Below are 22,314 nucleotides of genomic sequence, written 5' to 3' on the forward strand. Positions count from 1 at the left end.
CTCCTTTATATCCAACTCAATATTGTAAGTGGCAGGCCTGCAAGCAGAGCGCAGAACAATAGACCGGTAAAAATGGCTGTGACAGGCTTTCTTCCAATCATGTTCATTTGATATTTGTAGAAAGCCAGCCAGGCCGCTACAGCTGTCAAAGGGAGGAAGACCCTGGCATTCATGCCGCCGAAAACAAGCGCTCCCCATGTGGTGAACAAACCGGCCCCGGAGATCATCACTCCATAGATAAGGTTGACGGTGTGGCTGATTGTTGTCACTGTCCGCTCTTTTTTATCAGCAGAAGGACTCGTAGTAGCGTTATACGAATTCCGTACGATAAAAACAAGGCAGAAGAGGACAAGAAGGGTTATGAAAAAGCTCATGAAGATGACCTGCAGCTGATAAAACGGGGGTACGACCATATAGTTGAACGCATTCCATAACATTGTCAGGAACACAATCACATTGACGGACCAATAATGCCGGCCGGTCCAGGCTATGTTGATGGCAGTCAAAACGACGAGCATTCCGAGTGACAGCTGGATGGCAAGCCATCCAGGCCAGGGGTCCCCGAACGAGAACGTCGCTGTAAGGTGAATGAAGATACCAAGCAGGATGGTACCGGACCCGATCAAGTAAAGCAGTCCCCGTTGGAAAGGGTACAGACTTTCCTGGATACCGCCCCCGATCATGCCGGCATCCCCAAAATCCTTGATGGCCAGTTTCTCCGCTCTTTTTTCATTTTCACCCTCATCGATATACTTTTGTTTGGCGCTCGTAAGGTGAGTGGTCAATTCTTCACGGATTTCCTCCCGTTCTTCTTTCGTGCTCTGCATTTCCTTCAATATGTGATCGACATGCTTTTCAATTCTTTTCATGCCAGGTCCTCCGACGTCTTAGAAATAAGGTCGCTGACACTTTTCCATTCCTGAAGCTTCTGCTGCAGGATGGTGCGGCCTTCATCGGTGATGCGGTAGTATTTCCTCCGTCCTCCGGTTGTTTCGGACCAATAAGACGTCAGCCATTCTTTGCGTTCCAGTCGTTTCAGAGCGGGATAGAGGGTGCCTTCGCTCATATTGTAAAGCTGGTCACTCTGCTCCTTCAGGTGTTTGACAATCTCATAGCCATACATGTCTCTGCGGTTGACTAAGTTCAACATGAGAATATCGATGCTGCCTTTCATGATTTCCCGGTCCATAGATTCACACCTTTTCCAAATTATTCTAAAACCATTGTATAACGAGGCACCTCGTTTAACAAGGGGATAAATGGAAAACTCACACATCTGGGCCTTCGCACATACAGTATCCATTGAGGTGGTGAAAGATGATACATCGCGCTAAGGAGATCCGCGATGATCCGGTTCAAATGGAACAGCAGGAATGGAAGCAGAGACAGCGTCAGCAGCGCTTGAAGCAGGCTCTGACGGTGTCATCACCGGTTTTCCTGCTTCTGGTCTGGGAATGTTTTTCGCGGATGGGATGGATCGATGCCCGTTTCTTTCCACCCCCGAGTGCCATTCTCTTCACATTTTGGGAGCTGGGGCAGAGCGGTGAGCTGTTTCATCATATTGGAATTTCCCTGTTTCGGATTGCTTCAGGATTTTTACTCGGGGTTATCCCGGCGGTGGCGATCGGTTTATTTATGGGGTTGTATTCACCGGCACGCCATTTTCTCTCTCCGTTGATTATGGCTGTTATGCCCATCCCTACGCTTGCGCTGCTGCCGATCATCATTATTATGTTTGGGGTCGGCGAAGTTTCGAAGATTGTAACGATTGCCGGCAGTGTCTTTTTTCCAGTTGTCATCAACACCGTGGCCGGGGTGACGAACATCGACCGGATTTATCTGGATGTAGCAAAGAATTACGGGGCGGGGTCCAGACAGTTTTTCTTCAAAATCGCCCTCCCGGGGTCTCTGCCTGTCATGCTCGAAGGTATCCAGATGGGGCAGGCGATTGCCCTGTTGACGATTGTGGCTGCTGAAATGATGGGAGCAAATTCAGGAATCGGTTATCTTATTTGGACGTCCTATAAAGCATTTCTGTTGAAGGAGATGTATGTCGGGCTGATCGTGATTTCGTTCTTCGGTTACCTATTCTCAGTTCTGCTGCGCGGCCTGCAGGTGAAGCTTCTTCCATGGAGGTGATCCAATGAGTACGAAAATCGTCATGAACGATTTAACGAAAGTATTTTATAAAAAAGATGCGAAAGTAACAGCGCTGGAAAACATATCGATGAACATCGAGGACGGTGAATTCATCTGCCTGCTCGGTCCGAGCGGCTGTGGAAAAACGACCCTTCTCCGAATATTGGCAGAGCTGGAAAAGCCGAGTGCCGGCTCGTTTGCCATCACAAGGGAGAAAGACGGGCGCCCACTTCAGTCCATGGTTTTTCAGGAACGGGGGGTTATTCCATGGCTGACAGTGGAAGGGAATGTGAGCTTCGGTCTGAAGATGAGACGCACGCCTGATGAAGTGACAAAGGAGCGCACAGCGTATTACCTCAAAAAAACGGGCTTGGAAAAGTTTTCCGAGTTGTATCCCCGTGAACTGTCGGGTGGGATGAAGCAGAGAGTCAGCATTGCAAGAGCATTTGCCAATGACCCGGAAATCCTTCTGATGGATGAACCCTTTGCTGCCTTGGATGAGCAGAACAAATTCATTCTGCAGGAAGAGCTGCTGTCAATCTGGGCTGAAACCAAAAAGACGGTCTTGTTTATTACCCACAGCATTGATGAAGCCCTCCTTCTCAGTGACCGGATCCTTTTAATGAGTGCGCAGCCGGGAAGGATCATTAAGGAAATCCATATCCAGTCACCAAGACCACGGACGATGGAGCAGATCCGCTCTGACCCGGAAATGGCCGCTCATTTTGTCAGCGTCTGGAACCATCTGCAGAACGAAGTGCAGCAGTCGCGTTCCCCTATTTGAAAGGAGTCGGAATATGATGGTGAAAAAAGTCTGTCACCTGCTTTCGTTTTTATTATTCCTTTTTCTTCTGTTCGGCTGTGGCGCCGTAGAGGAAGAGAAACAGAGGGAAGGCCCCCCGCCTTCAGGAGATATGGAGCCGCTTGAGAAGAAAACGACGGTCGTCATTGCAGAGGATGGTGCGGCTTCCGGGGCCGGCTTTTACATTGCGAAGGAAAAAGGATATTTTGAAGATTACAATATTGATATCCGGTTTACAAGTTTTGCCAATAGTGATGATATGCTTCCGGCTCTTGCCGCCGGAGAAGTGGATATCGCCGGTGGTGTCTCGACAGCGTCCTTCTTTAACGCGATCGCCCAAGGCATTGATGTAAAGATCATTGCCGACAAAGGGCATTACTTTGAAGGGAATTCTTATTTCAGCTTCGTTATCCGCGAAGATCTGCAGGAGGAGATTCAGGAGTATGCCGATTTGAAAGGGAAGCGGATTGCGGTCTCTTCAAGGAATGCTGTCGATGATTACATTTTTCAAAGAATGCTTGAGCATGCCGGTCTGACAGAGGATGATGTCGAGCTCGTCCTGATGTCCGATTTTGGGAATATGCTGGCAGCAATGGGCAGCAAGTCGATCGATGCAGCCTTGCAGATCGAACCTTTAATCACCCAGGGCGAGGCGCAGGGTCTTCACGTCCGCTTTAAAGATGCGACCGATTATGCCCCCGACGCTCAAATTGCTATGGTTCTCGGGTCACCGGACTTCGTTGAAAAAGAAGAAGAAGTTTCTGTCCGGTTCATGGCAGCGTATTTAAAAGGGATCCGTGATTATAACGACGCCTTCCTATACGGGGAGGGATTGGATGAAGTGATTGGAATGATGACGAAACATACGGCTCTCAAAGACCCGGCTATATGGAAGAAGGTCGGTGTCACGGGTCTTGATCCCGACGGCCGGATGTTTGTTGAAGATATTCAAAAGCAGTTTGCGATGTACAAGGAGAACGGTGCCATAAGTGGTGATGTGGATTTTGATCAAGCTGTTGATACATCGCTGACGGATCGCGCATTAGAGGAAATCGGTATGTACGGCCGGTAAAGAAAAAGGCATTCCTGACACCAGGGGTGCCCTTTGTACTTTATTTACAAAATATTTCATCATTTTTGACATAACATTTCAAAATGATTCATTGGACGCATTAGGAAGGGATGGGAAAAACAGGAGTTTGCGACTGATCAGGGCCTAAAGTGGTATAGACGACTATATCATAATTCGTTACGCTTTTATCACAATTTGCAAACGCTTTCAAAAAGTTTGTACATAGACCGTCTTTTTCCGATCTCAACGTTTTGCAGAAGCGGCTCCGGATACCCGTGGCCCTTTTACAAATAAATAAGGATAAGGAGGAATGGCAGATGAAGACAATTGGAAAGTGGAGTGCCTTGTTTGTGCTGGTGCTCGGTCTTGCACTTCCCCCGGGACAAGGGGCTGTAAAGGCAGAAGAGGAAACGGAGAGACCGGAACTCATGCTCCTCGAAAATGTTCCACAGGCGGATGTGACTGTGAAAGATGGACAGTTCGACTTAACGGCCTTACATGTGTACGGGGATGGATCGTTTAAAAAGGTTGAAGAGGGGCTGTCATGGGCAGCTTCGAATAAGAAGGTGGTCCAGGTGGATGACAAGGGGCAGCTGACCTTCACAGGGAAGCCTGGTAGATCCTGGGTTGCTGTATCGAATGGACGGGATAAAGATTGGATTTTCGTCTACGTTAAAGGTGGTAAAAAACAGTCGGAAATCCAAATTCAAAAAAATAGAGGGCAGAAATACGACCTGGTTCACCATGCGATGGAGAACATGTCGATGAAAGAAAAAGTCGGTCAGATGCTGATGCCTGACTTCCGGAATTGGAACGGGGAGAATGTTACCAAAATGCTTCCTGAAATTGAAGATCTCGTAAAGGAGTATCATCTTGGCGGAGTCATCTTATTCAGGGAGAATGTCGTAACAACCGCTCAGACGACAGAGCTTGTGGCGGACTATCAGGCGGCGGCTGAGAAATATGGACTGCTTGTCACAATTGATCAGGAAGGCGGAATTGTGACCCGTCTGCAGTCCGGGACGGATTTCCCGGGGAATATGGCTTTAGGAGCCACACGTTCGGAAAACATCAGTCAGGATGTAGGCCGGGCGATCGGGGAAGAGCTGTCTGCTCTTGGTATCAATATGAACCTGGCACCTGATATGGATGTCAATAACAACCCGGATAACCCGGTCATCGGGGTAAGGTCCTTCGGCGGAAATCCCGAGCTTGTGGCAGATATGGGACAGGCTTATATGTCAGGCCTTCAGGAAACAGGTGTTGCCGCCACAGCGAAGCACTTTCCGGGGCACGGGGACACGGCTGTCGATTCCCATATCGGTCTCCCGGAAGTACCGTATGACAAGGAACGGTTGAAGGAAGTGGAATTGTATCCCTTCCAACAGGTGATGGATGCCGGGATTGATGCTGTCATGACGGCTCATGTCACTTTCGCGGAAATCGATGATACGAAAGTCGTTTCCAAAAAGGACGGCGAAGAAATCGCTCTGCCGGCCACTTTGTCAGAAAAAGTGCTGACGGGTCTGATGCGTGAGGAGATGGGCTATGAAGGCCTTGTGATTACAGATGCGTTGAATATGAATGCGATTCAGGAACATTTTGGGCCTGTGGATGCGGTGATCCGCGCCATTAATGCCGGAACAGACATCGTCCTTATGCCGGTAGGACTCGAAGAAGTGGCGGGTGGAATTTATGAGGCTGTTGACACAGGGGAGATCGAAATGAAAACCATTGAGAATTCTGTAGAGCGGATTCTCACTCTGAAAATCAAACGGGGCATCATCAAATCTGAACAGCCGCCTGCGCTTGAGGAACAAGTAGCGCATGCCGAAGAAGTCGTCGGTTCAGAAGAACATAGGCAGGTGGAAAAGGAAGCCGCAGAGAAATCCATCACTCTTGTGAAGAACGAGGAAGTCCTGCCGCTTCAGGCAGAGACAGACGATAACATCGTCGTTGTCGGTGATTCATTCAGCTCCTCCTTAGCAGAGGCTGTGAAGAAGATCCATGACCGGACCACGTTGATTGATCACAATTCTGAGGCCTTTACGTCCGAAGAGCGGACGGCTCTTCAAGAAGCGGATTATGTCATTGCGGGCACCTATACGTATAATGTCTGGACGAGATCACAGAATCACCCGCAGATGCAGCGGATGCAGGAAATTCTGGAGATCGCCGAAGGACCGGTCATCGGCGTCGGGATCAGAAATCCTTATGATGTGATGGCTTATCCGGAAGTGGACGCTTATATCGCTCAGTACGGGTTCAGGGATGCGAGTTTCTCAGCCACTGCGTCGACTATTTTCGGGGATAATCATCCTTCAGGAACACTTCCGGTGACCATTCCAGGGGAAAACGGTGTGCTGTATGACTATGGAACAGGAATGAGTTACTGAATTTTAAAAAAAGGGGAGAGGTTCATTTGAAAAAATGGCTGGCTGCGGCACTTGTGCTGATCATGACTTGGACGACATTTTCTGTTGTAACGGCGGATCACAATGGAAGCAATGGGAAGCATAAAGGACATTATAAAAATGGAAAAGCCTTGAAGCTTGGGGTGGAAGTCCTGCTTGATGATAAGAAAGAGCTGATTGAAGGGAAAAAAGTCGGCCTGATTACGAATCCGACAGGTGTGGATAAGGACTTGAACAGCATTGTCGACCGGCTCCATAAGGACGAGGATATCGACTTGACGGCTCTCTATGGCCCGGAGCATGGAGTCAGAGGGAGTGCTCAGGCCGGGGAATATGTGGAATTCTATACCGATGAACAGACCGGTCTTCCGGTGTACAGCTTATATGGGGAGACGCGGAAGCCGACTCCTGAGATGCTTGAAGATATTGATGTACTGATGTTTGATATCCAGGATGCAGGTACACGCTTCTATACGTACATTTATACGATGGCCTATGCAATGGAAGCGGCACAGGAAAATGACATTCCTTTCATTGTCCTGGATCGTCCCAACCCGATCAGCGGAGACACGGTCGAGGGGCCGGTGCTGGATATGGATTATCAATCGTTTGTAGGGAATTACCCTATCCCGCTTCGTCACGGCATGACAGTCGGGGAGCTGGCGATGCTTTTCAACGAAGAATATGACATCGGTGCTGACTTGGAAGTGATTGAAATGAAAGGATGGAAGCGCAAGATGGACTATGACGATACAGGCCTTTCCTTTGTCGCTCCATCACCGAATATGCCGACGGTGGACACCGCCTACGTGTATCCGGGAGCGGCGTTGATCGAAGGGACGAATGTATCGGAAGGGCGGGGAACGACCCGGCCGTTCGAGCTGATCGGTGCGCCATTCATAAACAGTACGGAGCTGGCTGAGGCCATGAACGCCAATCATCTGCCGGGGGTAATGTTCCGTGCCGCTTCCTTTACCCCGTCCTTTTCCAAGCATGCAGGAGAATTATCTCATGGCGTGCAGATTCATGTGACCGACCGGGATGAATACAAAGCAGTGGAAACAGGTCTGACCCTCGTAAAGACCATTCATGATCTGTATCCGGATGATTTCGCTTTCCGTGCAGAGAACAGTTCAGGTATTTCCTTCTTTGATTATTTGATTGGAAATGGCTGGGTGCGTGAAGCGGTCGAAAACGGCAGATCGGTGGAAGATATCCAGGAAGAGTGGGAAGAAGACCTGGAAGACTTCAATGATTTGAGAGAAGATTACCTCCTTTATAAATAATGGAAGCTCCTGCCTCAGAAGTAGTTAATGGGGGCAGGAGTTCTTTTCTTTGTAAGCGTTATTTTTACATTCAAGGGTACCTTGTGATAAAATTTGTAAATATTCATACATATTTGACAAAAAATGTGCGGGAGAGAGGGGAAGGTCATGAGTCAAACGGCTTTACTTAAAAACGTATGGAATCGGATGTGGGTGCTTCATCGAGAAGCGAAGGAGCTGCTGACATTCGCCTCAGGGGGATCAGGTTCCACAGGAAGTGCAGGTGCACCGTCGGCCTCGAGCGAGGAAGAACCTGGACCAGCTTTTGATAGGAGACAGAGAATCGGACTTGTACTCGGGCCGCTTTTGTTTCTGCTCACGCTGTTATTTCTGGAGGCGGATGGATTGTCCGCCAGTGCGGTGGCAGTCCTTGCCAGCACCCTTTGGATTGCGACATGGTGGATTACCGAGGCTGTACCCATTCCGGCGACATCGCTGCTTCCCCTCGTCCTTTTCCCGATTACAGGAGGGCTTGATGGGGGAACGACAGCTTCCTCTTATGGCGATAATACGATTTTTCTTTTTATGGGCGGTTTCCTTATTGCATTATCCATGCAGAAATGGAACCTTCATAAACGGATAGCTTTGTTCATTATTAATGCGGTCGGGACCAGTACAGAACAGATTGTACTCGGGTTTATGGTTGCGACCGGTCTGTTGTCCGCCTGGATTTCCAACACTGCCACAGCGATGATGATGGTGCCGATCGGTATGGCTGTTATCTATCAGGCTTCTGAACAACTGAAAAAACAGGGAGAAACCGTGGATCACAGTAATTTCAACTTCGGGAAAGCCGTCATGCTTGGTGTCGCTTATAGTGCTTCCATCGGTGGGCTGGCAACGCTGATCGGAACGCCCCCGAATACGATTTTCAAAGGAATCGTGGAGCAGACGTACAATATTGAGATCAGTTTTGCCGGCTGGATGGCCTTTGGTGTCCCTGTTTCGGTTATCTTTATCGCTTTGGCGTGGTTTTACTTAGTAAAGATCGCTTACCCGATGAAAATCAAAGAGCTGCCGGGCGGACGCAAGGTGATCAACAAGGAAAGGAAAGAGCTGGGGGCGATGTCATCCGAGGAGAAAATCGTCATGGCTGTTTTTACGCTTACAGCGGCTGCCTGGATATCCCGTTCCTTTTTTCTCGCTCAAATCAACGAAAATATCAATGATACGATGATTGCCATGACAGCGGCTGTGCTGTTGTTCCTCATTCCTTCGTCGAATAGAAAAGGGGACTATCTGCTTGACTGGGATACAGCAAAAGGGCTGCCATGGGGAATTCTCCTTTTGTTCGGGGCGGGCCTTGCCATTGCGTCCGGATTTCAGGAAACTGGTCTGGCGGAGTGGATCGGGACCCAGCTGACCGTGCTTGACGGGGTCAATCTACTGGTGATTATCGTCATTGTCACAGCCATGGTGATTTTCTTGACAGAGATTACGTCCAACACAGCAACGGCAACGATGATGTTTCCGATTATGGCTTCTCTGGCCGGTGCGATTTCTGTTCATCCGTACAGTTTAATGATTGCTGCAGGCATGGCTGCGAGCTGTGCGTTTATGCTGCCCGTTGCTACACCGCCCAACGCTGTTGTTTTTGGTTCAGGATATCTTCGTATTCCAGATATGGCAAAAGCAGGATTTCTGCTGAATGTCGTGGCGGTTGTCCTCATTACTCTGGCTATCTATTTCTATCTCCCAATGGTATGGGATCTGGACCTGGCCTCTTTTCCGGAACGTTTTAACTCATAGAAAGAAGTGGATGTCATGGAAGCGACTGCTGCACAGCATCAACCCTATACACCATCAGAAGCGGGTTTCTGGCGCGTGACCATCGCGCTGATGCTCGCTTCCTTGTCTATATTTTCAACCCTTTATGTCTTTCAGCCGCTGCTTCCGGTTTTTACATCGGAACTGGATATTACAGCCACACAATCCAGTTTGCTGATGTCGGCCTGTGTTACGGCTATGGTTTTCGGTCTGTTCGTTCTTGGTTTTGCTGCGGATCGATACGGACGGGCGCTTGTGATGCGGGGATCTCTCCTTTTCACAGCTCTCAGTTTAATCCTCATCCCGATCATGCCGGAATTTGAATGGATGGTGACGCTCCGTTTTATCCAAGGGTTCTTCCTGGCTGGTATCCCAGCGGCTGCCATGGGGTATCTGGGCGAGGAAGTGTCGTACAGGCATATCGGTCTTGCGATGACCTTGTATATTTCCAGTAATGCTCTTGGAGGCATGGGAGGACGTGTCATCGGAGGTTACTTGACCGACTTATTTGACTGGCAGATGACCCTCTGGTCGTTTTCGGCCTTTGGAGTACTGGCTGCCGTCTTGTTTCTCTGGCTTTTTCCTAAGGAGCGTTTCTTTGAAAAAGCCGAACAAAATCTTGTAGTGGATTTAAAGGGCATGCTGATCCATTTAAAAAGTGTCCCGCTGCTTGTGTTGTTTCTTCTTGGCATCTTGATGCAGATTGTTTTTACGGCGGTTTGGACGTATCTGCCCTTTTATCTTGAGGGCGACCCGTTCCACTGGCCTTTGAAGTGGATTGCCTTCACGTACTTCGCCTATCTTTTCGGTGTGCTGGCCCCTCCAGCTGCAGGCAGGATCTCGGATCAGGCAGGGTTGAAGAAGGTTATGTTCTGCGGTGTCGTGATTTTCCTGATAGGGACAGTTCTTACTGCTGTAAGAGAAGGTTGGAGCATCCTGATCGGACTGTCGCTTTTGTGTATGGGGTTTTTTGTGGCTCACTCCATGGCTTCCGCGCTTGTCAGCAAAACAGCGACCCACCACCGGAGCGGAGCGTCAGGGTTTTATTTGATCAGCTACTATCTCGGAGTGGCCATCGGAAGTACGGCCGTGGGTACTTTATGGGAGAATTTTCAATGGTATGGGGTGTTGAGTGTAGGCTTTCTTCTCCTTGTTCTGTTCGTGCTTTATCCTTTTTATAAAGAGGCCTGATCTGATTTCTTCATGTGATAAAATAAAGGGAGGGAGAGGATACGATGCATGATGTTAAAGGAACTCAAGTGGACGCTCAGACACGCTGCGTCCATTACCACAGCGATATCGATATCATTGCTTTAAAATTCCACTGCTGTGGAACGTACTATGCCTGCTGGTCCTGCCATGAAGAACATGCCGGTCACAAGCCGTCCCGGTGGCCCCGGGAACAATGGAATAAGCGGGCGGTTCTCTGTGGAAACTGCGGATATGAGATGACCATTCAAGCATATATGAATACATCCAGCTGTCCTTCCTGCAGCCACAGGTTCAATGAACGCTGCAGCCTTCATTATCCATTATATTTTGATATGGAAAGCCGCCCATAAAAGGAGGGCGGTTTTTTTGTGCAGAAAAAAAGCCCCGGGACCTGGGGGGGCCGGGACTGCCTGCCGTGTTATTTGTTCATCTTGAAGTGCGCATTTAATTGACCGCGCAGCATTCGTTCCATCACTTTGCCCTTTTTCGTTTTCTGCAGATCCTTCCTGATTTCATAGGTCTGCACACCTTCCTCGCGTTTATCTGCAATCTGTAGAAGTATTTCTACATCGGAAAATGAATATTTGCGCGTTCCGCGTTTGGTACGCTCCGGATAAATAAGTCCTCGTTCTTCATAATAACGGATTTGTCTCAGGGAAAGCCCGGTCAGTTCATTGACTGTCCCGATGGAAATAACCTTTTTATGTTTATACGACATACATTCTCCTCCTTGGCGGCTAAGGACGGTTCAATCGTGATACAAGCGTTTCCAGTTCAGTCAAGGTGAGGGTGTAGAGTATTTCATCAGCAGCCTGATAGATGCCGGCTTCAATCAACTTTTGAATATAGTATTCTTTCATTTGGTCAACGGCCGCTCGCAAGTGGTTGGACATTATACATCACTCCCGTTCGGATTCCATTTTTTGTTTAAGTTATAATCAGTCTAATGGGAATTGTCTTAATTGTCACTCTTTATGTTAGAAAATCTAACATATTTTTTCGGAGTGTGAGAAGATGTTCCATTATCCGTGTCGCCTTCATGAATCTTTTATCTGCTTCTTCCGTTAAAATGGATAAAGTCGGCGGGGAAGATGTCTGTCGTAACTGCTGGATTCATGAAATGCTGCAGGCACCGGTATGTCTTGCTTTTTTTTTATAAGAGTATAATAATCCCTGTTTATCACAGGGGGAAAAGGTGAATAGGACAAGAAAAAAAGGAATGTGATACTTATGTGGATCAAGCATCCATATTTTAAATATGTGACAGGAGCTGTACTTTTCCTGATTCTCATTTATTTTCTTGAAAAGCTGGAATTTCTCTATCCAGTAAAGACCATTTTCGGTACGCTTTTTTATCCGATTTTAATCGCCGGTTTTCTTTTTTACATACTCCGGCCTGTTGTGGAGGTTTTAAGCAGGACGCGTTATCTTCCTAAACCGGCGGCGATTCTCCTTGTATTTGCTGTGATTGGCGGTGCGTTAACGGCGGCCGGCTGGGCTTTGTATGCAACCATTCAAAAACAGATCAACAATATATCCCAGCTTCCTGACAAGGTGAAAAAGACTGCGGAAGAAGCCTCGGACACTTTGGAAAAGAATGATATGGGCATGGTCTCCACAGCGAATATCCAGCAAAGGGTGACGGAGTATTTTGGTGGACTGACCCAGCAGATCGGCAGCCATATGTCCGATATCTTCACAACCGTTGCCGGAGCCGCTTCGGTTCTGGTGATTGTCCCTTTCGTCTTATTCTTTTTACTGAAGGATGGGGACCGCCTTCTTCCTTTCTTAAAAAAGGGACTTCCCGGGAAGTTGAAACCGCGGGGAGAAAAGCTGCTGCGGGATGTAGATAAAACCGTTTCGTCCTATATTGTCGGACAGGTGACCGTGGCAGCAATCGATGGGGTGCTTACCTATATCGGATACGTGATCATCGGTCTTGATTTTGCACTTATTCTCGGACTCTTTACAGCGTTTGCCTGCATCGTTCCCTTTGTAGGTCCTGTCATCGGTGCTGTGCCTGCGATCGGTGTGGCTCTCATGCAGGAGCCGTCCATGGCGTTTTACGTCGTCATTATATTTGTTGTCGTGCAGCAGCTGGAGGGGAATCTGGTGGCACCTTATGTTTTTGGAGAGAAGCTGAATATTCATCCCCTCACCGTCATTCTGCTGCTTGTCGTCGCTGCTCCTTTGTACGGAGTGGTGGGTATGATCATAGCTGTACCCACGTATACAGTGCTGAAAGTCATTTTGAAACACAGTTATCAAACCTATCAAATCTATTATTCTAAATAAAGAGAAAGGCCCGGAAGAATGACTTCCGGGCCTTTCTTTATGCTGTTCTCTGAAAAAAAGAAGGAAGTTTCAGGGATTACCGGAACAGCCTGTTGAATTTTTATTCGATAGATTGTATAGTTACTTAATATCAGAAATGTTTATTTATGCACTCATACTTATAAAAATGTCGGAGGAGGAAGAAGCATGGAACTACAACAGGAAAAAATGAAAGAGACAGCAGGAGCATCTGCTTATACAACGAAGCAGTGGATGAAATTCATCCTTCCTTCTATCATCGGAATTCTACTATTTCTCGTACCTATTTCTATCAATGGCAGAGTAACGATCGGGCTCGGAATTCTAGCGGATGGACTTCAAGGGGCCATGGCTGCTTATATTCCAGCTTTTATGACAGGGGTCATCGTCTTCTCGACACTCGGAACGTTCATCGTGAAATTCGTTCCCGTGGAAAAGAGAAAACCGGAGGCCTTCCTGTTTCAATTATTTGATGTAGGGCCGCTTTGGATGGCTTTCCGTTTCTTTGGGGCTGTTTTTGCGGTTCTGACTCTCACCCAGACGGGCCCGGCGGTGATTCAGTCGGATTTGACCGGCGGTGTCGTATTGAACGATCTGATCCCTGTATTGATGGTCTGGTTTTTGTTCGCCAGCTTGTTTATGCCGCTGCTTTTGGAATTCGGACTGATGGACTTTATCGGTACCGTGGTGCGGAAGGTCATGCATCCCCTGTTCAAGCTTCCGGGGCGGTCTTCGGTCGATGCAATGGCTTCCTGGATGGGGAGCGGGACGGTCGGGGTTTTATTGACGACCCAGCAGTATGAGGGAGGCTATTATTCTAAACGTGAAGCATCCGTGGTGGCTACGAACTTTTCCATTGCTTCCATTGCCTTCAGTTTAGTGATCGCCAAGTTCCTGAATATCGATCACCGGTTCGTTGCCTTCTACTTTACAGTCGTCGTCTGCGGGATTGTAGCTGCGGTCATTTGCCCGCGTATTCCTCCACTGTCGAGAAAAAAAGAAACGTATTACGGACCGGTCGGCAAACAGATTGATGAAGTCGTTCCGGAGGGAGTCTCTTCATTCAGATGGGGATTGGAAAAAGCGGTGGAAAAAGCCGATCAAGTGAAAAGTGCTGGAACGGTTGTGAAAAAAGGGGTTTATAATGTACTGGATATCTGGCTTGGATTGATTCCGTTGGTTATGGCTCTTGGAACGGTTGCGCTGGTAGCTGCAGAATTCACGCCCGTCTTCACGTATTTATCGTACCCATTTCTGCCTCTGCTGCAGCTGCTCCAGATTCCGGAAGCATCAGCCGCAGCTCCTGCGATGATCGTCGGGTTTGCTGACATGTTTCTTCCGGCTGTTGTGGGGAGCGGGATTGAATCAGAGCTGACCCGTTTCATAATCGGAGTCATGTCTCTTACGCAGTTGATTTACATGTCGGAAATAGGCATTCTGTTAATCAAATCTAAAATTCCGATCAACTTCTTTGAACTGTTCATCATTTTCCTGCAGCGGACCGTAATCACGCTGCCTGTGGCCGCGTTGATCGCTCATCTCTTCTTCTTCTAAACACGCTGTTCATAAAAAAGAGGCGCCGCTGATATTCAGCGGCGCCTTTCATTTTATTTCAATAGGGGAGGTCATTACATTCATAGGTTTCGGCTCTTTTTGTCATTTTCAGGGGGCCTTTACGACTTTTATCCTTCAACGTTAAAAAAAGTCGGCGCTGTGATGAATGGAATGTTTCTCATGCTTGATATCCACGCGGGAATTAGGGTAGAGTATGAAAGGATTCTAATCTTGAAGAAAGAAGGAGCATGTATGGAAAAAGAAAATAATATCAAGGGAAATGGCTTGGCCTTAATTCCTTTTCTCGTCTTTATTGTCCTTTTTATCGGTTCTGGGATATGGACCGGAGATTTCTACCAAATGCCGGTGCTGGTCGCTATATTTGCAGCGATTTTAACAGCCCTGTTTATGAATAGAAAAACGGATTTCCAGACAAAGCTGCAGCAGTTTACGGAGGGAGGCGGGCATTCCAATATCATTCTGATGGTCGTCATTTTTCTGCTTGCCGGAGCCTTTTCCACTGTCGCTGAAGGGATGGGAGCGGTAGATTCGACAGTTAACCTCGGGCTGGCCGTTCTGCCGGGACAGCTGCTTATTGTCGGCCTGTTTCTTATTGCGTGTTTTATCTCCATTTCCATGGGGACATCTGTAGGAACGATTGTCGCGCTGGCGCCGATCGGAGTCGGTATTGCAGATCAGACAGGATCGGCCCTTCCATTAACTCTGGGAGCGCTCATTAGTGGGGCGATGTTTGGGGATAACTTATCGATTATCTCTGATACGACCATTGCGGCTGTCCGTACCCAGGGAACGAAGATGAAGGACAAATTCCGCGCCAACTTTCTCATCGTCCTTCCGGCAGCCATTGTAACAGCTGTTATATATGGCGTATTGACCGCTGGTGCATCGGGGAGCGCGCAGGGAGATCAAAGTTTTGAAATCATCAAAGTTCTTCCTTATCTTGGAGTGCTCGTGTTTGCTGTGATGGGGATTAATGTCATCTTCGTCTTAATGGGAGGCGTGATCTCTGCCGGGCTGATTGGACTTCTGATGGGGGATTTCTCAGGAATGGAACTCATCACTCTCATTGGAGATGGTTTTGCCGGGATGCAGGAGCTTTCTCTGCTTGTTATCCTTCTTGGAGGTCTGGTGGAGCTGATCCGCAGAAATGGTGGAATCGATTTCCTATTAGAAAAAATCAGCAGTCGTGCCCGCTCCAGCCGTGGCGGTGAATTCAGCATCGCCGGCCTTGTTGCCGCTGTGAACGTGTCAACAGCGAACAATACCATTTCTATTATTACGGCAGGTCCGCTTGCTAAACAAATCTCTTCACGATTCGGGATTGACCCTAAACGATCGGCGAGTGTGCTTGATATCTTCTCAAGCTCGGTGCAGGGGCTGATTCCGTATGGGGCGCAGATCTTATCTGCCGCCAGTGTAGCGAGTATATCACCCGTCAGCATTGTACCGTTTGCCTTTTATCCCATTCTCCTGGCGTTATCAGGAATTCTTGCGATTCTGTTCAGGTTTCCACGTTCTCATGCAAATCAAAAGTAAAGCATTTGAAAAAGCATCAAGCCCTGGCTTGATGCTTTTTTTATTGGGATTGACCATTGGTTATGTAGAAAAGTGGGGATAGGTCAATGCATTCTCCTGTTCAAATGAAGTTTGTTAGCCGTCTTGATTGACGGACAGCAGTGCCTGTTTCAAATCATTGTAGGTTTCCAGCTCTTTGAAGCTGATTTCTGAATCGATGGCAGCCATAGCCATTTCTGTCCGGATGCCGGTCAGGACGGTCCTCGTACCGAGCAGTTTGATGGTTTTCGTTAGATTGAATAAGTCATGAATGAATACATCATCAAACGTGGCAATGCCGGAGAAATCAATGAACAACAGACGCAGGCCGTATTCTTTCACTTTATGAAGGGTATGATCTTTAACGACTTCAAAACGGTCCGGTGAGAATTCTCCTACCAGGGGCAGCACAGCCTGAAATTCATCAATGAGCACCACTGGGGTTGATACTTCATTTAAGTCCTTCTCGATTTTCTCATGTTCTTGTTCTTTCAATTTATTATAGTTATCTGTGGTTGCACGAATCGCTGCATCAAAGGCAGTCACCACTTCTTCCGTAACGAGAAAGCCCTCTTCCACCTTCGCTTCCTTGATCATGTCTGATTTTCTCATGTGCTTCATCAAGGAGAGGCGGAAAACGCAGAGGACATCTACGGTCTGTTTGAGAAGCACCCCACGGGAGTAGAGGTAATTATTCGTATCATAACCGATTTCGGCGGCGTTGGTTTCCTCTGGATGCTGCAGAAGACTTCTCGCCACACGATCAAGAAGCAGGGACAGCATATCGAAGTGATAAGTCAATTCCTGATCGGTATAGTCGATTTCTAATTGGTCCAATGTTGCGGGAAGCAGTTCACTGACAAGTTTCGTCTGGTTATCTTCAAAGTATTGCGCGAGTCTTTGGTTTAAACTGTCCATCTTTGGTCTCCTTCCGATAAGCATTATTGTACCTATACCCTATTTCACCGTTCTATAACTTAAAATTTCCCAGTCGGAGCATTTGATTCTACACTTATTTATTTACTCGGATGATTGTCCGGAAACGGCGAGGTACTGTTGATTGGAAAAAGGGATGAACTGCTGCCCGTTCCAGGAAAGGGGCGTTTGGATGAGGCCGAGGCCATCGGCATTATACCGTCCGATGACGCGTTGGAATGCGAATAATTCATATACACCATCACCGTTGAAGTCGATGGGATATAACTGATTGAGTCCGGATACTGATCCTTCGATCGGGATGAGCAGTGTCCCGTCATCAGCATAGATTTCAGAAAGATAGTCCTCACCGCGGTTACTCAGGTCAATGATAAAAGACAGGGCGAGTGTCTCATTCGTCACGTCCACTTTATAATCATTCTGGTAAGTGACGGAATACGTAAATAAAGAATCGAAGGTCTCATAATTAAATAGAAGAGAAGGCTGATTGTTTAAGAATGCATAGACATAGTAATAACCAAAACCGCCGCTTCCGCCTGAGTCCATACTGATTAAAATATTATCGGTGCCATCCCCCGTGAAATCACCTAAGAACAGCCGTGGTTGATATCCAGTGTTTGTAATGAGGGGAATACTGTAAAACTGCTGGGTACGCCCGTCCTGGATAATGAGCGTAATGCCGGTTACGTACGGACTGTCGGAAGACTGGTACCCGGTCAAGTACACAAAGTCGGTGATGGAGTCTCCGTTGACGTCTCCGTGAGCAAAAGCTGTAACAACTGCCGTTTCTGCCTGCCGCCTGAAGTAATGCTGCATGACGCAGACCTCCTTTATTACAGCTTATGCAGGCTGGGTGGGTCGGTGGAACCAAAAAAAAAGAGCCCGAGGGGCTCTTTTTTAAAGACGGCTGAATCCTTCCTGCTCAAGGAAAGACGCTGCCTCCTGATAGGAGTTGAACGCGCCTTCCAATGTTTCATCAGCATAGACGTTGTAGCCGTCTTCTTCTCTTAATAAAATCAAAGCCTGATCGCGATCGTTCAGCCATTCTTCCATAACCGGATTTTTTTCAGCCGGGGATAAGGAAAGCGAGTCAACCGCCTCTTTGATTAAATGTCTCAAAGCATCGGCGCTGTAGTCTTTAATATTGATCATGCCGCGCTCATCCGTGTCTGCGCCTTCGATTTCACCGGCATAGACAAAGCCGTTGCCATTTGGATGAAGGCGGTATACGATGATTTTCTTATCATAAAGGCTGTCCTCATAGTGGAAATTCACTCGTCCAAGCGAGACATCTTTCCGGTCTAATTCCGAAAACTCTTCAATAATTGCAACTTTTTCTTCAAATGTAAGCATAACGTCCTCCTGATGTCATTCGTAGGCTTAGTATAGCACAACCACGAACGTCATACATCAAGTCTGCAGCAATCATTTTGCGCCGAAGTTCATGCGTGTGTAACGCCCGCGGACGATTTGATAAATGCCGTACAGCATCAATCCCAATCCAGCAATACCGAGAAGGACCTGCCCAAAGGGCTGCTGAGATATTTCAGAAAGAGCACCGTCCATGCCTTTAGCCTGATCAGGGTTGGACGTCAAAGCGGTCCTGATGAAGAAGAACCCAATTAAACCAAGCACAACGCCACGGGCAGATAAACCGAAGCGTCCACTCGTTTCAGCTACTTTTCGGTGATGTTTATCCATATCACCATGATTGAAAGATTTCATAAACCGTCCTGTGGATCCTTGGTAAAATTCATAGACGGCATACCCGATCGTAATGAGCCCGACAGCTCCGACGAGCCATTGACCGAAAGGCTGGGATAACAATTGCGCGGACATGGTTTTTTCCGTACTTCCGCCGCTTGAGCCTGAGTTCATAGCGATTTTCACTGCATTGTAGGCAATACCACCATAAATGACAGCAGCTACGACATACCCAATCCGGGTAATGATCCCTTTTGCGTCACTGCCTTTATTTGCCGGGTCAAGAACGGCTTCGATCAGCCGCCAGATAATGTAGCCGAGCAGGCCGATGGCCACACCCCATAACAGGATTTCACCAAAAGCTACTTGAGCCACGGTACGGAACATACCGGATGTTCCGGTCGTTTTTCCGCCCCCGACACCGATCACTGCCATGAAAGTGAGGAGGCCGATCAGCATGTATACCGTTCCCTTGGCCATAAAACCGAACCGGGCCAGCCGGCGGACCCATGGTTTTATATCCTCCTTGGTTTGTTGAGCATCTGAATTGCTTGAGGATGTAAATGTAGAAGCCATCTCTCTTTGTTCACTCCTTCTTTAACTTATGATTGCTTAAAGAAGTATTTCCCGATGTGAGACAAAAAGAAACCGGCTCGTGGTGGAAATCATGTTAAAATAGGGGAGAGAAAGGGGGCGTCCTTATGTATATGACTGTAAAGGAAACTGCTGCATACCTGGAGCTTCCTGATGACTATATCGAGTATCTGATTCATCATAATAAAATTAAAACGGTCCATGATGGGGAGCAGTGGCTGATCAATAAACATCAATTCTCCAAGCATTTGGAGCAGATGGAACACTACAGGGAATTGATTCAGGAGTATTTGAACAGCCCGATTCCGGAAGATCCTGATATTAAGGATGAAGACTAAAAAAACAGAGCCGGTAAGGGCTCTGTTTTTGGCTATTTTCGAACAGCCACGGCTTCGATTTCTACTCTGGCTCCTTTAGGCAGTCTGCTGACCTCAACGGCGGCGCGTGCTGGATAAGGTTCTTTCAAATAGCCGGCATATACGTCGTTCACAGCGGCAAAGTCATCCATGGAAGCAAGGTAGATATTCATTTTAGCTACATGGGAAAAGTCGAGACCGGCTTCCTTCAGAACAGCTTTCAAGTTTTTCATAACCTGATGGGTCTGTTCAGTGACGTCATCGGATACAAATTCCATCGTAGCAGGATCCAGAGGGATCTGGCCGGAAAGAAAAACAAGGCTGCCAAGGTCAACCGCCTGGGAGTAAGGTCCGATGGCACCGGGTGCCTGGGTGGTGGAAATCGTTTGGAACATGGTTCTGCCTCCTTTTATGTATGTGGCTAAAGTTTACCACGTTTTTTTCTTTGGACATAGCGTTATCCGCCGGCGGTTAACCCGCGGCCTTCGTTCTTTAAAAGGAACGTCTCCCGTTTTTTTTCGGTTTAGGCTTCAGGAAACGGGGAAAATGATTGAGGAAGGAGTTGAGGGCATGCCTTATAAAGAAAGACTTGAAAAGCAGATTGAGGAATTAAGAAAACACATGTATGACATATATAATAAGAACCCGGAGGATCCGGAGCTGCTGCGCATTTCCCAGGATCTGGACGACCTTTTGAATCGTTTCGGAAATGAGGACAGCTATCACTGCTCAAACCAGTGAACCTTTTTTACAGAGGAAGGGATGCATGGTTTGATGCTTTCGGCGTGTTGTGTTAAATTATCTGTAATGCCGCCCTGCGATCATTACGACTGCGGGAAACTTAACCATTCCTACAGGGTGGCAGGTTCCATACATAAAAAAGAGCCTTCTGCATCGAGCAGAAGGCTCTTTTTTATGTACTTTTAAGGTGCAAACGCTTTACTTCAAGAAAAAAAAGAATAAAAAAATAAATATTCAGATAATGGGTTGTTATTCGACAAAGAAGCGGCTAGAATACTTTTTATATTCTCATTTGGAAGGAGGCTCAGCGATGGTCACATTTATCGCATCTGTTGTTTTACTTATTCTCGGTTATTTGGTTTATGGAAAGGTGGTCGAACGCATTTTTGTCATCAATGACGAAAAGACGACACCGGCCTATGAACAAAATGACGGATTTGACTACATGCCTATGAGCTGGTGGAAAGCGAGCTTGATCCAGCTTCTCAATATCGCTGGGCTTGGACCGATTTTTGGTGCTGTTATGGGTGCTCTTTACGGGCCCGTTGCATTTATATGGATTGTCATTGGATCAATTTTCGGAGGAGCGGTCCACGATTACTTCTCTGGAATGATGTCTCTTCGGCATAAAGGCGAGCAGTTCCCCGGCCTTGTAGGGAAATATCTTGGAAACCCAGCCCGTGTCGTCATTAATATTCTATCGATTGGTTTGATGGTGCTGGTTGCCGCTGCATTTACTGCAGGGCCGGCTCAGCTGATGGCAGAGGTTACACCGCTTGGTTTCTTTACATGTATCCTGCTTATTTTTGCTTACTTTCTGGTGGCGACTGTTCTTCCTATCAATAAAATTATCGGAAAAGTGTACCCGGTTTTCGGGGCGATTCTTATCTTTATGGCCGTCAGTATCGGAATTGGATTGTTCTTCTTTGATCACCCGGTTCCAAACCTGACTGTGGAGAACCTCCATCCTCAGGAACTTCCCATCTGGCCGCTGCTGATGGTTACCGTTTCCTGTGGTGCCATTTCAGGGTTTCATAGTACTCAAAGCCCGATCCTTGCCCGGACGTTGAAAAAAGAAAGCGAAGGAAGAAAAGTATTTTATGGCGCAATGATTGCCGAGGGTATCATTGCCTTGATCTGGGCCGCAGCTGGAATGGCCTTCTTCGGGGGCACAGGAGAGCTTCAAACGGCGCTTGACGCAGGCGGTCCGGCCGGCGTGGTCAACGAAATCAGTACATCTACGCTCGGGACTCTCGGGGGTATTCTTGCTGTTCTCGGTGTCATCATCCTCCCCATTACGACAGGGGATACAGCGCTTCGGTCGTCCCGAATGATGCTGGTGGATCTGCTCAAAGGGTTTACGAATAAAGAATGGAATGGGAAATGGGCGACGATTTTCCTTGCTGTACCTGTCGCTATCCCAACCTTCATGCTCACACAGATGGACTACAGTTTCCTTTGGCGTTATGTCGGCTGGTCGAACCAGGTAGTGGCCACCGTCATGCTTTGGACGGGAGCCATGTATTTGATGAAGCAGGCTAAGTTCCACTGGATCTGCAGTGTGCCCGCGCTGTTTATGACTGCGGTGGTCAGTACCTACATCTTTTATGCGCCGGAAGGATTCGGCCTTGCTTACTCCACATCCATGATATTAGGCGCCGTCATCTGGACAGCCGTCTTCACATGGTTCGTGTGGCAGGTGATCAAACACAAAGTGCAGAAACAGCAGCGTGTCCTTACAACGAAAGCAAGCTGACCTCAACACCCTCCATCGTGGAGGGTGTTTTTTCGTCCAGGGATGCTGTGCCTT

Annotated in this window: 23 protein-coding genes; 14 read left to right on the forward strand and 9 right to left on the reverse strand. The window is 47.8% G+C overall.

The annotated features are described in order from the left end of the window. Positions 1-5: 5 nt before the first annotated feature. Positions 6-869, reverse strand: a complete 864-nt coding sequence (locus ACXAD6_RS02510) for a permease prefix domain 1-containing protein (protein WP_474967497.1) — start codon at positions 867-869, stop codon at positions 6-8. Then, positions 866-1,189 carry a PadR family transcriptional regulator gene (locus tag ACXAD6_RS02515; protein WP_474967498.1) on the reverse strand — a complete coding sequence of 108 codons (324 nt, stop codon included), beginning with the start codon at positions 1,187-1,189 and terminating at the stop codon, positions 866-868. Before ACXAD6_RS02515 ends, ACXAD6_RS02510 begins: the two co-directional genes overlap by 4 nt. A 128-nt stretch (positions 1,190-1,317) precedes the next feature. Here ACXAD6_RS02515 and ACXAD6_RS02520 point away from each other — a divergent pair, with 128 nt between their 5' ends. From ACXAD6_RS02520 to ACXAD6_RS02555, 8 genes are all read left to right on the forward strand, one after another. After that, complete coding sequence (locus ACXAD6_RS02520; RefSeq protein ID WP_474967499.1) at positions 1,318-2,139, forward strand: ABC transporter permease; 822 nt, start codon at positions 1,318-1,320, stop codon at positions 2,137-2,139. Between the two features lie 4 nt (positions 2,140-2,143). After that, a complete protein-coding gene (locus tag ACXAD6_RS02525; protein WP_474967500.1) occupies positions 2,144-2,923 on the forward strand; it encodes an ABC transporter ATP-binding protein in 780 nt (259 codons plus the stop codon). A 16-nt stretch (positions 2,924-2,939) separates the two neighbouring features. Then, entirely contained in the window at positions 2,940-4,013 is a 1,074-nt protein-coding gene (locus ACXAD6_RS02530) for an ABC transporter substrate-binding protein (RefSeq protein ID WP_474970348.1), read from the forward strand. 317 nt (positions 4,014-4,330) lie between these two features. Further along, positions 4,331-6,409 (forward strand): glycoside hydrolase family 3 protein, encoded by a 2,079-nt coding sequence (locus ACXAD6_RS02535; RefSeq protein ID WP_474967501.1) that lies wholly within the window; start codon positions 4,331-4,333, stop codon positions 6,407-6,409. A 26-nt stretch (positions 6,410-6,435) separates the two neighbouring features. Beyond that, the gene (locus ACXAD6_RS02540) at positions 6,436-7,713 is read left to right on the forward strand and encodes an exo-beta-N-acetylmuramidase NamZ family protein (protein ID WP_474967502.1); all 1,278 of its coding nucleotides are present in this window, start codon (positions 6,436-6,438) and stop codon (positions 7,711-7,713) included. A gap of 147 nt (positions 7,714-7,860) precedes the next feature. Beyond that, complete coding sequence (locus ACXAD6_RS02545; RefSeq protein ID WP_474967503.1) at positions 7,861-9,501, forward strand: SLC13 family permease; 1,641 nt, start codon at positions 7,861-7,863, stop codon at positions 9,499-9,501. A 15-nt stretch (positions 9,502-9,516) separates the two neighbouring features. Then, the gene (locus ACXAD6_RS02550; RefSeq protein WP_474967504.1) at positions 9,517-10,710 is read left to right on the forward strand and encodes an MFS transporter; all 1,194 of its coding nucleotides are present in this window, start codon (positions 9,517-9,519) and stop codon (positions 10,708-10,710) included. Between the two features lie 44 nt (positions 10,711-10,754). Next, the gene (locus ACXAD6_RS02555; RefSeq protein WP_474967505.1) at positions 10,755-11,081 is read left to right on the forward strand and encodes a CHY zinc finger protein; all 327 of its coding nucleotides are present in this window, start codon (positions 10,755-10,757) and stop codon (positions 11,079-11,081) included. Between the two features lie 68 nt (positions 11,082-11,149). Here ACXAD6_RS02555 and ACXAD6_RS02560 read toward each other — a convergent pair whose 3' ends face one another. Both ACXAD6_RS02560 and fbpA read right to left on the reverse strand, forming a co-directional pair. After that, the gene (locus ACXAD6_RS02560; RefSeq protein WP_027956249.1) at positions 11,150-11,449 is read right to left on the reverse strand and encodes a MerR family transcriptional regulator; all 300 of its coding nucleotides are present in this window, start codon (positions 11,447-11,449) and stop codon (positions 11,150-11,152) included. Positions 11,450-11,468: 19 nt separating this feature from the next. Further along, positions 11,469-11,624 (reverse strand): Fur-regulated basic protein FbpA, encoded by a 156-nt coding sequence (fbpA, locus tag ACXAD6_RS02565; protein ID WP_474967506.1) that lies wholly within the window; start codon positions 11,622-11,624, stop codon positions 11,469-11,471. A 367-nt stretch (positions 11,625-11,991) separates the two neighbouring features. On the opposite strand from fbpA, the gene ACXAD6_RS02570 reads away from it, so the two are divergent. The 3 genes from ACXAD6_RS02570 to ACXAD6_RS02580 all read left to right on the forward strand — a co-directional run bounded on the left by ACXAD6_RS02570 (position 11,992) and on the right by ACXAD6_RS02580 (position 16,155). After that, positions 11,992-13,026: an AI-2E family transporter gene (locus ACXAD6_RS02570; RefSeq protein ID WP_474967507.1), complete on the forward strand. Its 1,035-nt coding sequence runs from the start codon at positions 11,992-11,994 to the stop codon at positions 13,024-13,026. A 186-nt stretch (positions 13,027-13,212) separates the two neighbouring features. Beyond that, positions 13,213-14,598 (forward strand): YjiH family protein, encoded by a 1,386-nt coding sequence (locus ACXAD6_RS02575; RefSeq protein ID WP_474967508.1) that lies wholly within the window; start codon positions 13,213-13,215, stop codon positions 14,596-14,598. Between the two features lie 252 nt (positions 14,599-14,850). After that, complete coding sequence (locus ACXAD6_RS02580) at positions 14,851-16,155, forward strand: Na+/H+ antiporter NhaC family protein (protein ID WP_474967509.1); 1,305 nt, start codon at positions 14,851-14,853, stop codon at positions 16,153-16,155. Positions 16,156-16,269: 114 nt separating this feature from the next. On the opposite strand, the gene ACXAD6_RS02585 is transcribed toward ACXAD6_RS02580, so the two are convergent. From ACXAD6_RS02585 to ACXAD6_RS02600, 4 genes are all read right to left on the reverse strand, one after another. Further along, positions 16,270-17,091: an STAS domain-containing protein gene (locus ACXAD6_RS02585; protein ID WP_474967510.1), complete on the reverse strand. Its 822-nt coding sequence runs from the start codon at positions 17,089-17,091 to the stop codon at positions 16,270-16,272. Positions 17,092-17,193: 102 nt separating this feature from the next. Next, a complete protein-coding gene (locus ACXAD6_RS02590) occupies positions 17,194-17,925 on the reverse strand; it encodes a VCBS repeat-containing protein (RefSeq protein ID WP_474967511.1) in 732 nt (243 codons plus the stop codon). An 81-nt stretch (positions 17,926-18,006) separates the two neighbouring features. Then, entirely contained in the window at positions 18,007-18,462 is a 456-nt protein-coding gene (locus ACXAD6_RS02595) for a hypothetical protein (protein ID WP_474967512.1), read from the reverse strand. Positions 18,463-18,534: 72 nt separating this feature from the next. Further along, positions 18,535-19,389, reverse strand: coding sequence for a DUF1206 domain-containing protein (locus ACXAD6_RS02600; RefSeq protein WP_474967513.1), 855 nt, complete (start codon positions 19,387-19,389; stop codon positions 18,535-18,537). 125 nt (positions 19,390-19,514) lie between these two features. Here ACXAD6_RS02600 and ACXAD6_RS02605 point away from each other — a divergent pair, with 125 nt between their 5' ends. Then, a complete protein-coding gene (locus ACXAD6_RS02605) occupies positions 19,515-19,745 on the forward strand; it encodes an excisionase family DNA-binding protein (RefSeq protein ID WP_474967514.1) in 231 nt (76 codons plus the stop codon). A gap of 32 nt (positions 19,746-19,777) precedes the next feature. Here the strand turns inward: ACXAD6_RS02605 and ACXAD6_RS02610 are convergent, their stop codons facing one another. Beyond that, entirely contained in the window at positions 19,778-20,158 is a 381-nt protein-coding gene (locus tag ACXAD6_RS02610) for a RidA family protein (RefSeq protein ID WP_474967515.1), read from the reverse strand. 175 nt (positions 20,159-20,333) lie between these two features. Between ACXAD6_RS02610 and ACXAD6_RS02615 the strand changes: the two genes are divergently transcribed. Next, positions 20,334-20,504 carry a Spo0E family sporulation regulatory protein-aspartic acid phosphatase gene (locus ACXAD6_RS02615; RefSeq protein ID WP_474967516.1) on the forward strand — a complete coding sequence of 57 codons (171 nt, stop codon included), beginning with the start codon at positions 20,334-20,336 and terminating at the stop codon, positions 20,502-20,504. Positions 20,505-20,814: 310 nt separating this feature from the next. Continuing rightward, a complete protein-coding gene (locus ACXAD6_RS02620; protein WP_474967517.1) occupies positions 20,815-22,260 on the forward strand; it encodes a carbon starvation CstA family protein in 1,446 nt (481 codons plus the stop codon). The last annotated feature ends 54 nt before the right edge of the window (positions 22,261-22,314 follow it).

Source organism: Halobacillus sp. ABH2_015 (assembly GCF_056158945.1).

What these genes read in the sequence shown, in the direction of transcription:
- ACXAD6_RS02510 (WP_474967497.1), bottom strand. Translation starts at nt 869, where the DNA reads ATGAAAAGAATTGAAAAGCATGTCGATCACATATTGAAGGAAATGCAG.
- ACXAD6_RS02515 (WP_474967498.1), bottom strand. Translation starts at nt 1,189, where the DNA reads ATGGACCGGGAAATCATGAAAGGCAGCATCGATATTCTCATGTTGAAC.
- ACXAD6_RS02520 (WP_474967499.1), top strand. Translation starts at nt 1,318, where the DNA reads ATGATACATCGCGCTAAGGAGATCCGCGATGATCCGGTTCAAATGGAA.
- ACXAD6_RS02525 (WP_474967500.1), top strand. Translation starts at nt 2,144, where the DNA reads ATGAGTACGAAAATCGTCATGAACGATTTAACGAAAGTATTTTATAAA.
- ACXAD6_RS02530 (WP_474970348.1), top strand. Translation starts at nt 2,940, where the DNA reads ATGGTGAAAAAAGTCTGTCACCTGCTTTCGTTTTTATTATTCCTTTTT.
- ACXAD6_RS02535 (WP_474967501.1), top strand. Translation starts at nt 4,331, where the DNA reads ATGAAGACAATTGGAAAGTGGAGTGCCTTGTTTGTGCTGGTGCTCGGT.
- ACXAD6_RS02545 (WP_474967503.1), top strand. Translation starts at nt 7,861, where the DNA reads ATGAGTCAAACGGCTTTACTTAAAAACGTATGGAATCGGATGTGGGTG.
- ACXAD6_RS02550 (WP_474967504.1), top strand. Translation starts at nt 9,517, where the DNA reads ATGGAAGCGACTGCTGCACAGCATCAACCCTATACACCATCAGAAGCG.
- ACXAD6_RS02555 (WP_474967505.1), top strand. Translation starts at nt 10,755, where the DNA reads ATGCATGATGTTAAAGGAACTCAAGTGGACGCTCAGACACGCTGCGTC.
- ACXAD6_RS02560 (WP_027956249.1), bottom strand. Translation starts at nt 11,449, where the DNA reads ATGTCGTATAAACATAAAAAGGTTATTTCCATCGGGACAGTCAATGAA.
- fbpA (WP_474967506.1), bottom strand. Translation starts at nt 11,624, where the DNA reads ATGTCCAACCACTTGCGAGCGGCCGTTGACCAAATGAAAGAATACTAT.
- ACXAD6_RS02575 (WP_474967508.1), top strand. Translation starts at nt 13,213, where the DNA reads ATGGAACTACAACAGGAAAAAATGAAAGAGACAGCAGGAGCATCTGCT.
- ACXAD6_RS02580 (WP_474967509.1), top strand. Translation starts at nt 14,851, where the DNA reads ATGGAAAAAGAAAATAATATCAAGGGAAATGGCTTGGCCTTAATTCCT.
- ACXAD6_RS02585 (WP_474967510.1), bottom strand. Translation starts at nt 17,091, where the DNA reads ATGGACAGTTTAAACCAAAGACTCGCGCAATACTTTGAAGATAACCAG.
- ACXAD6_RS02590 (WP_474967511.1), bottom strand. Translation starts at nt 17,925, where the DNA reads ATGCAGCATTACTTCAGGCGGCAGGCAGAAACGGCAGTTGTTACAGCT.
- ACXAD6_RS02595 (WP_474967512.1), bottom strand. Translation starts at nt 18,462, where the DNA reads ATGCTTACATTTGAAGAAAAAGTTGCAATTATTGAAGAGTTTTCGGAA.
- ACXAD6_RS02600 (WP_474967513.1), bottom strand. Translation starts at nt 19,389, where the DNA reads ATGGCTTCTACATTTACATCCTCAAGCAATTCAGATGCTCAACAAACC.
- ACXAD6_RS02605 (WP_474967514.1), top strand. Translation starts at nt 19,515, where the DNA reads ATGTATATGACTGTAAAGGAAACTGCTGCATACCTGGAGCTTCCTGAT.
- ACXAD6_RS02610 (WP_474967515.1), bottom strand. Translation starts at nt 20,158, where the DNA reads ATGTTCCAAACGATTTCCACCACCCAGGCACCCGGTGCCATCGGACCT.
- ACXAD6_RS02615 (WP_474967516.1), top strand. Translation starts at nt 20,334, where the DNA reads ATGCCTTATAAAGAAAGACTTGAAAAGCAGATTGAGGAATTAAGAAAA.
- ACXAD6_RS02620 (WP_474967517.1), top strand. Translation starts at nt 20,815, where the DNA reads ATGGTCACATTTATCGCATCTGTTGTTTTACTTATTCTCGGTTATTTG.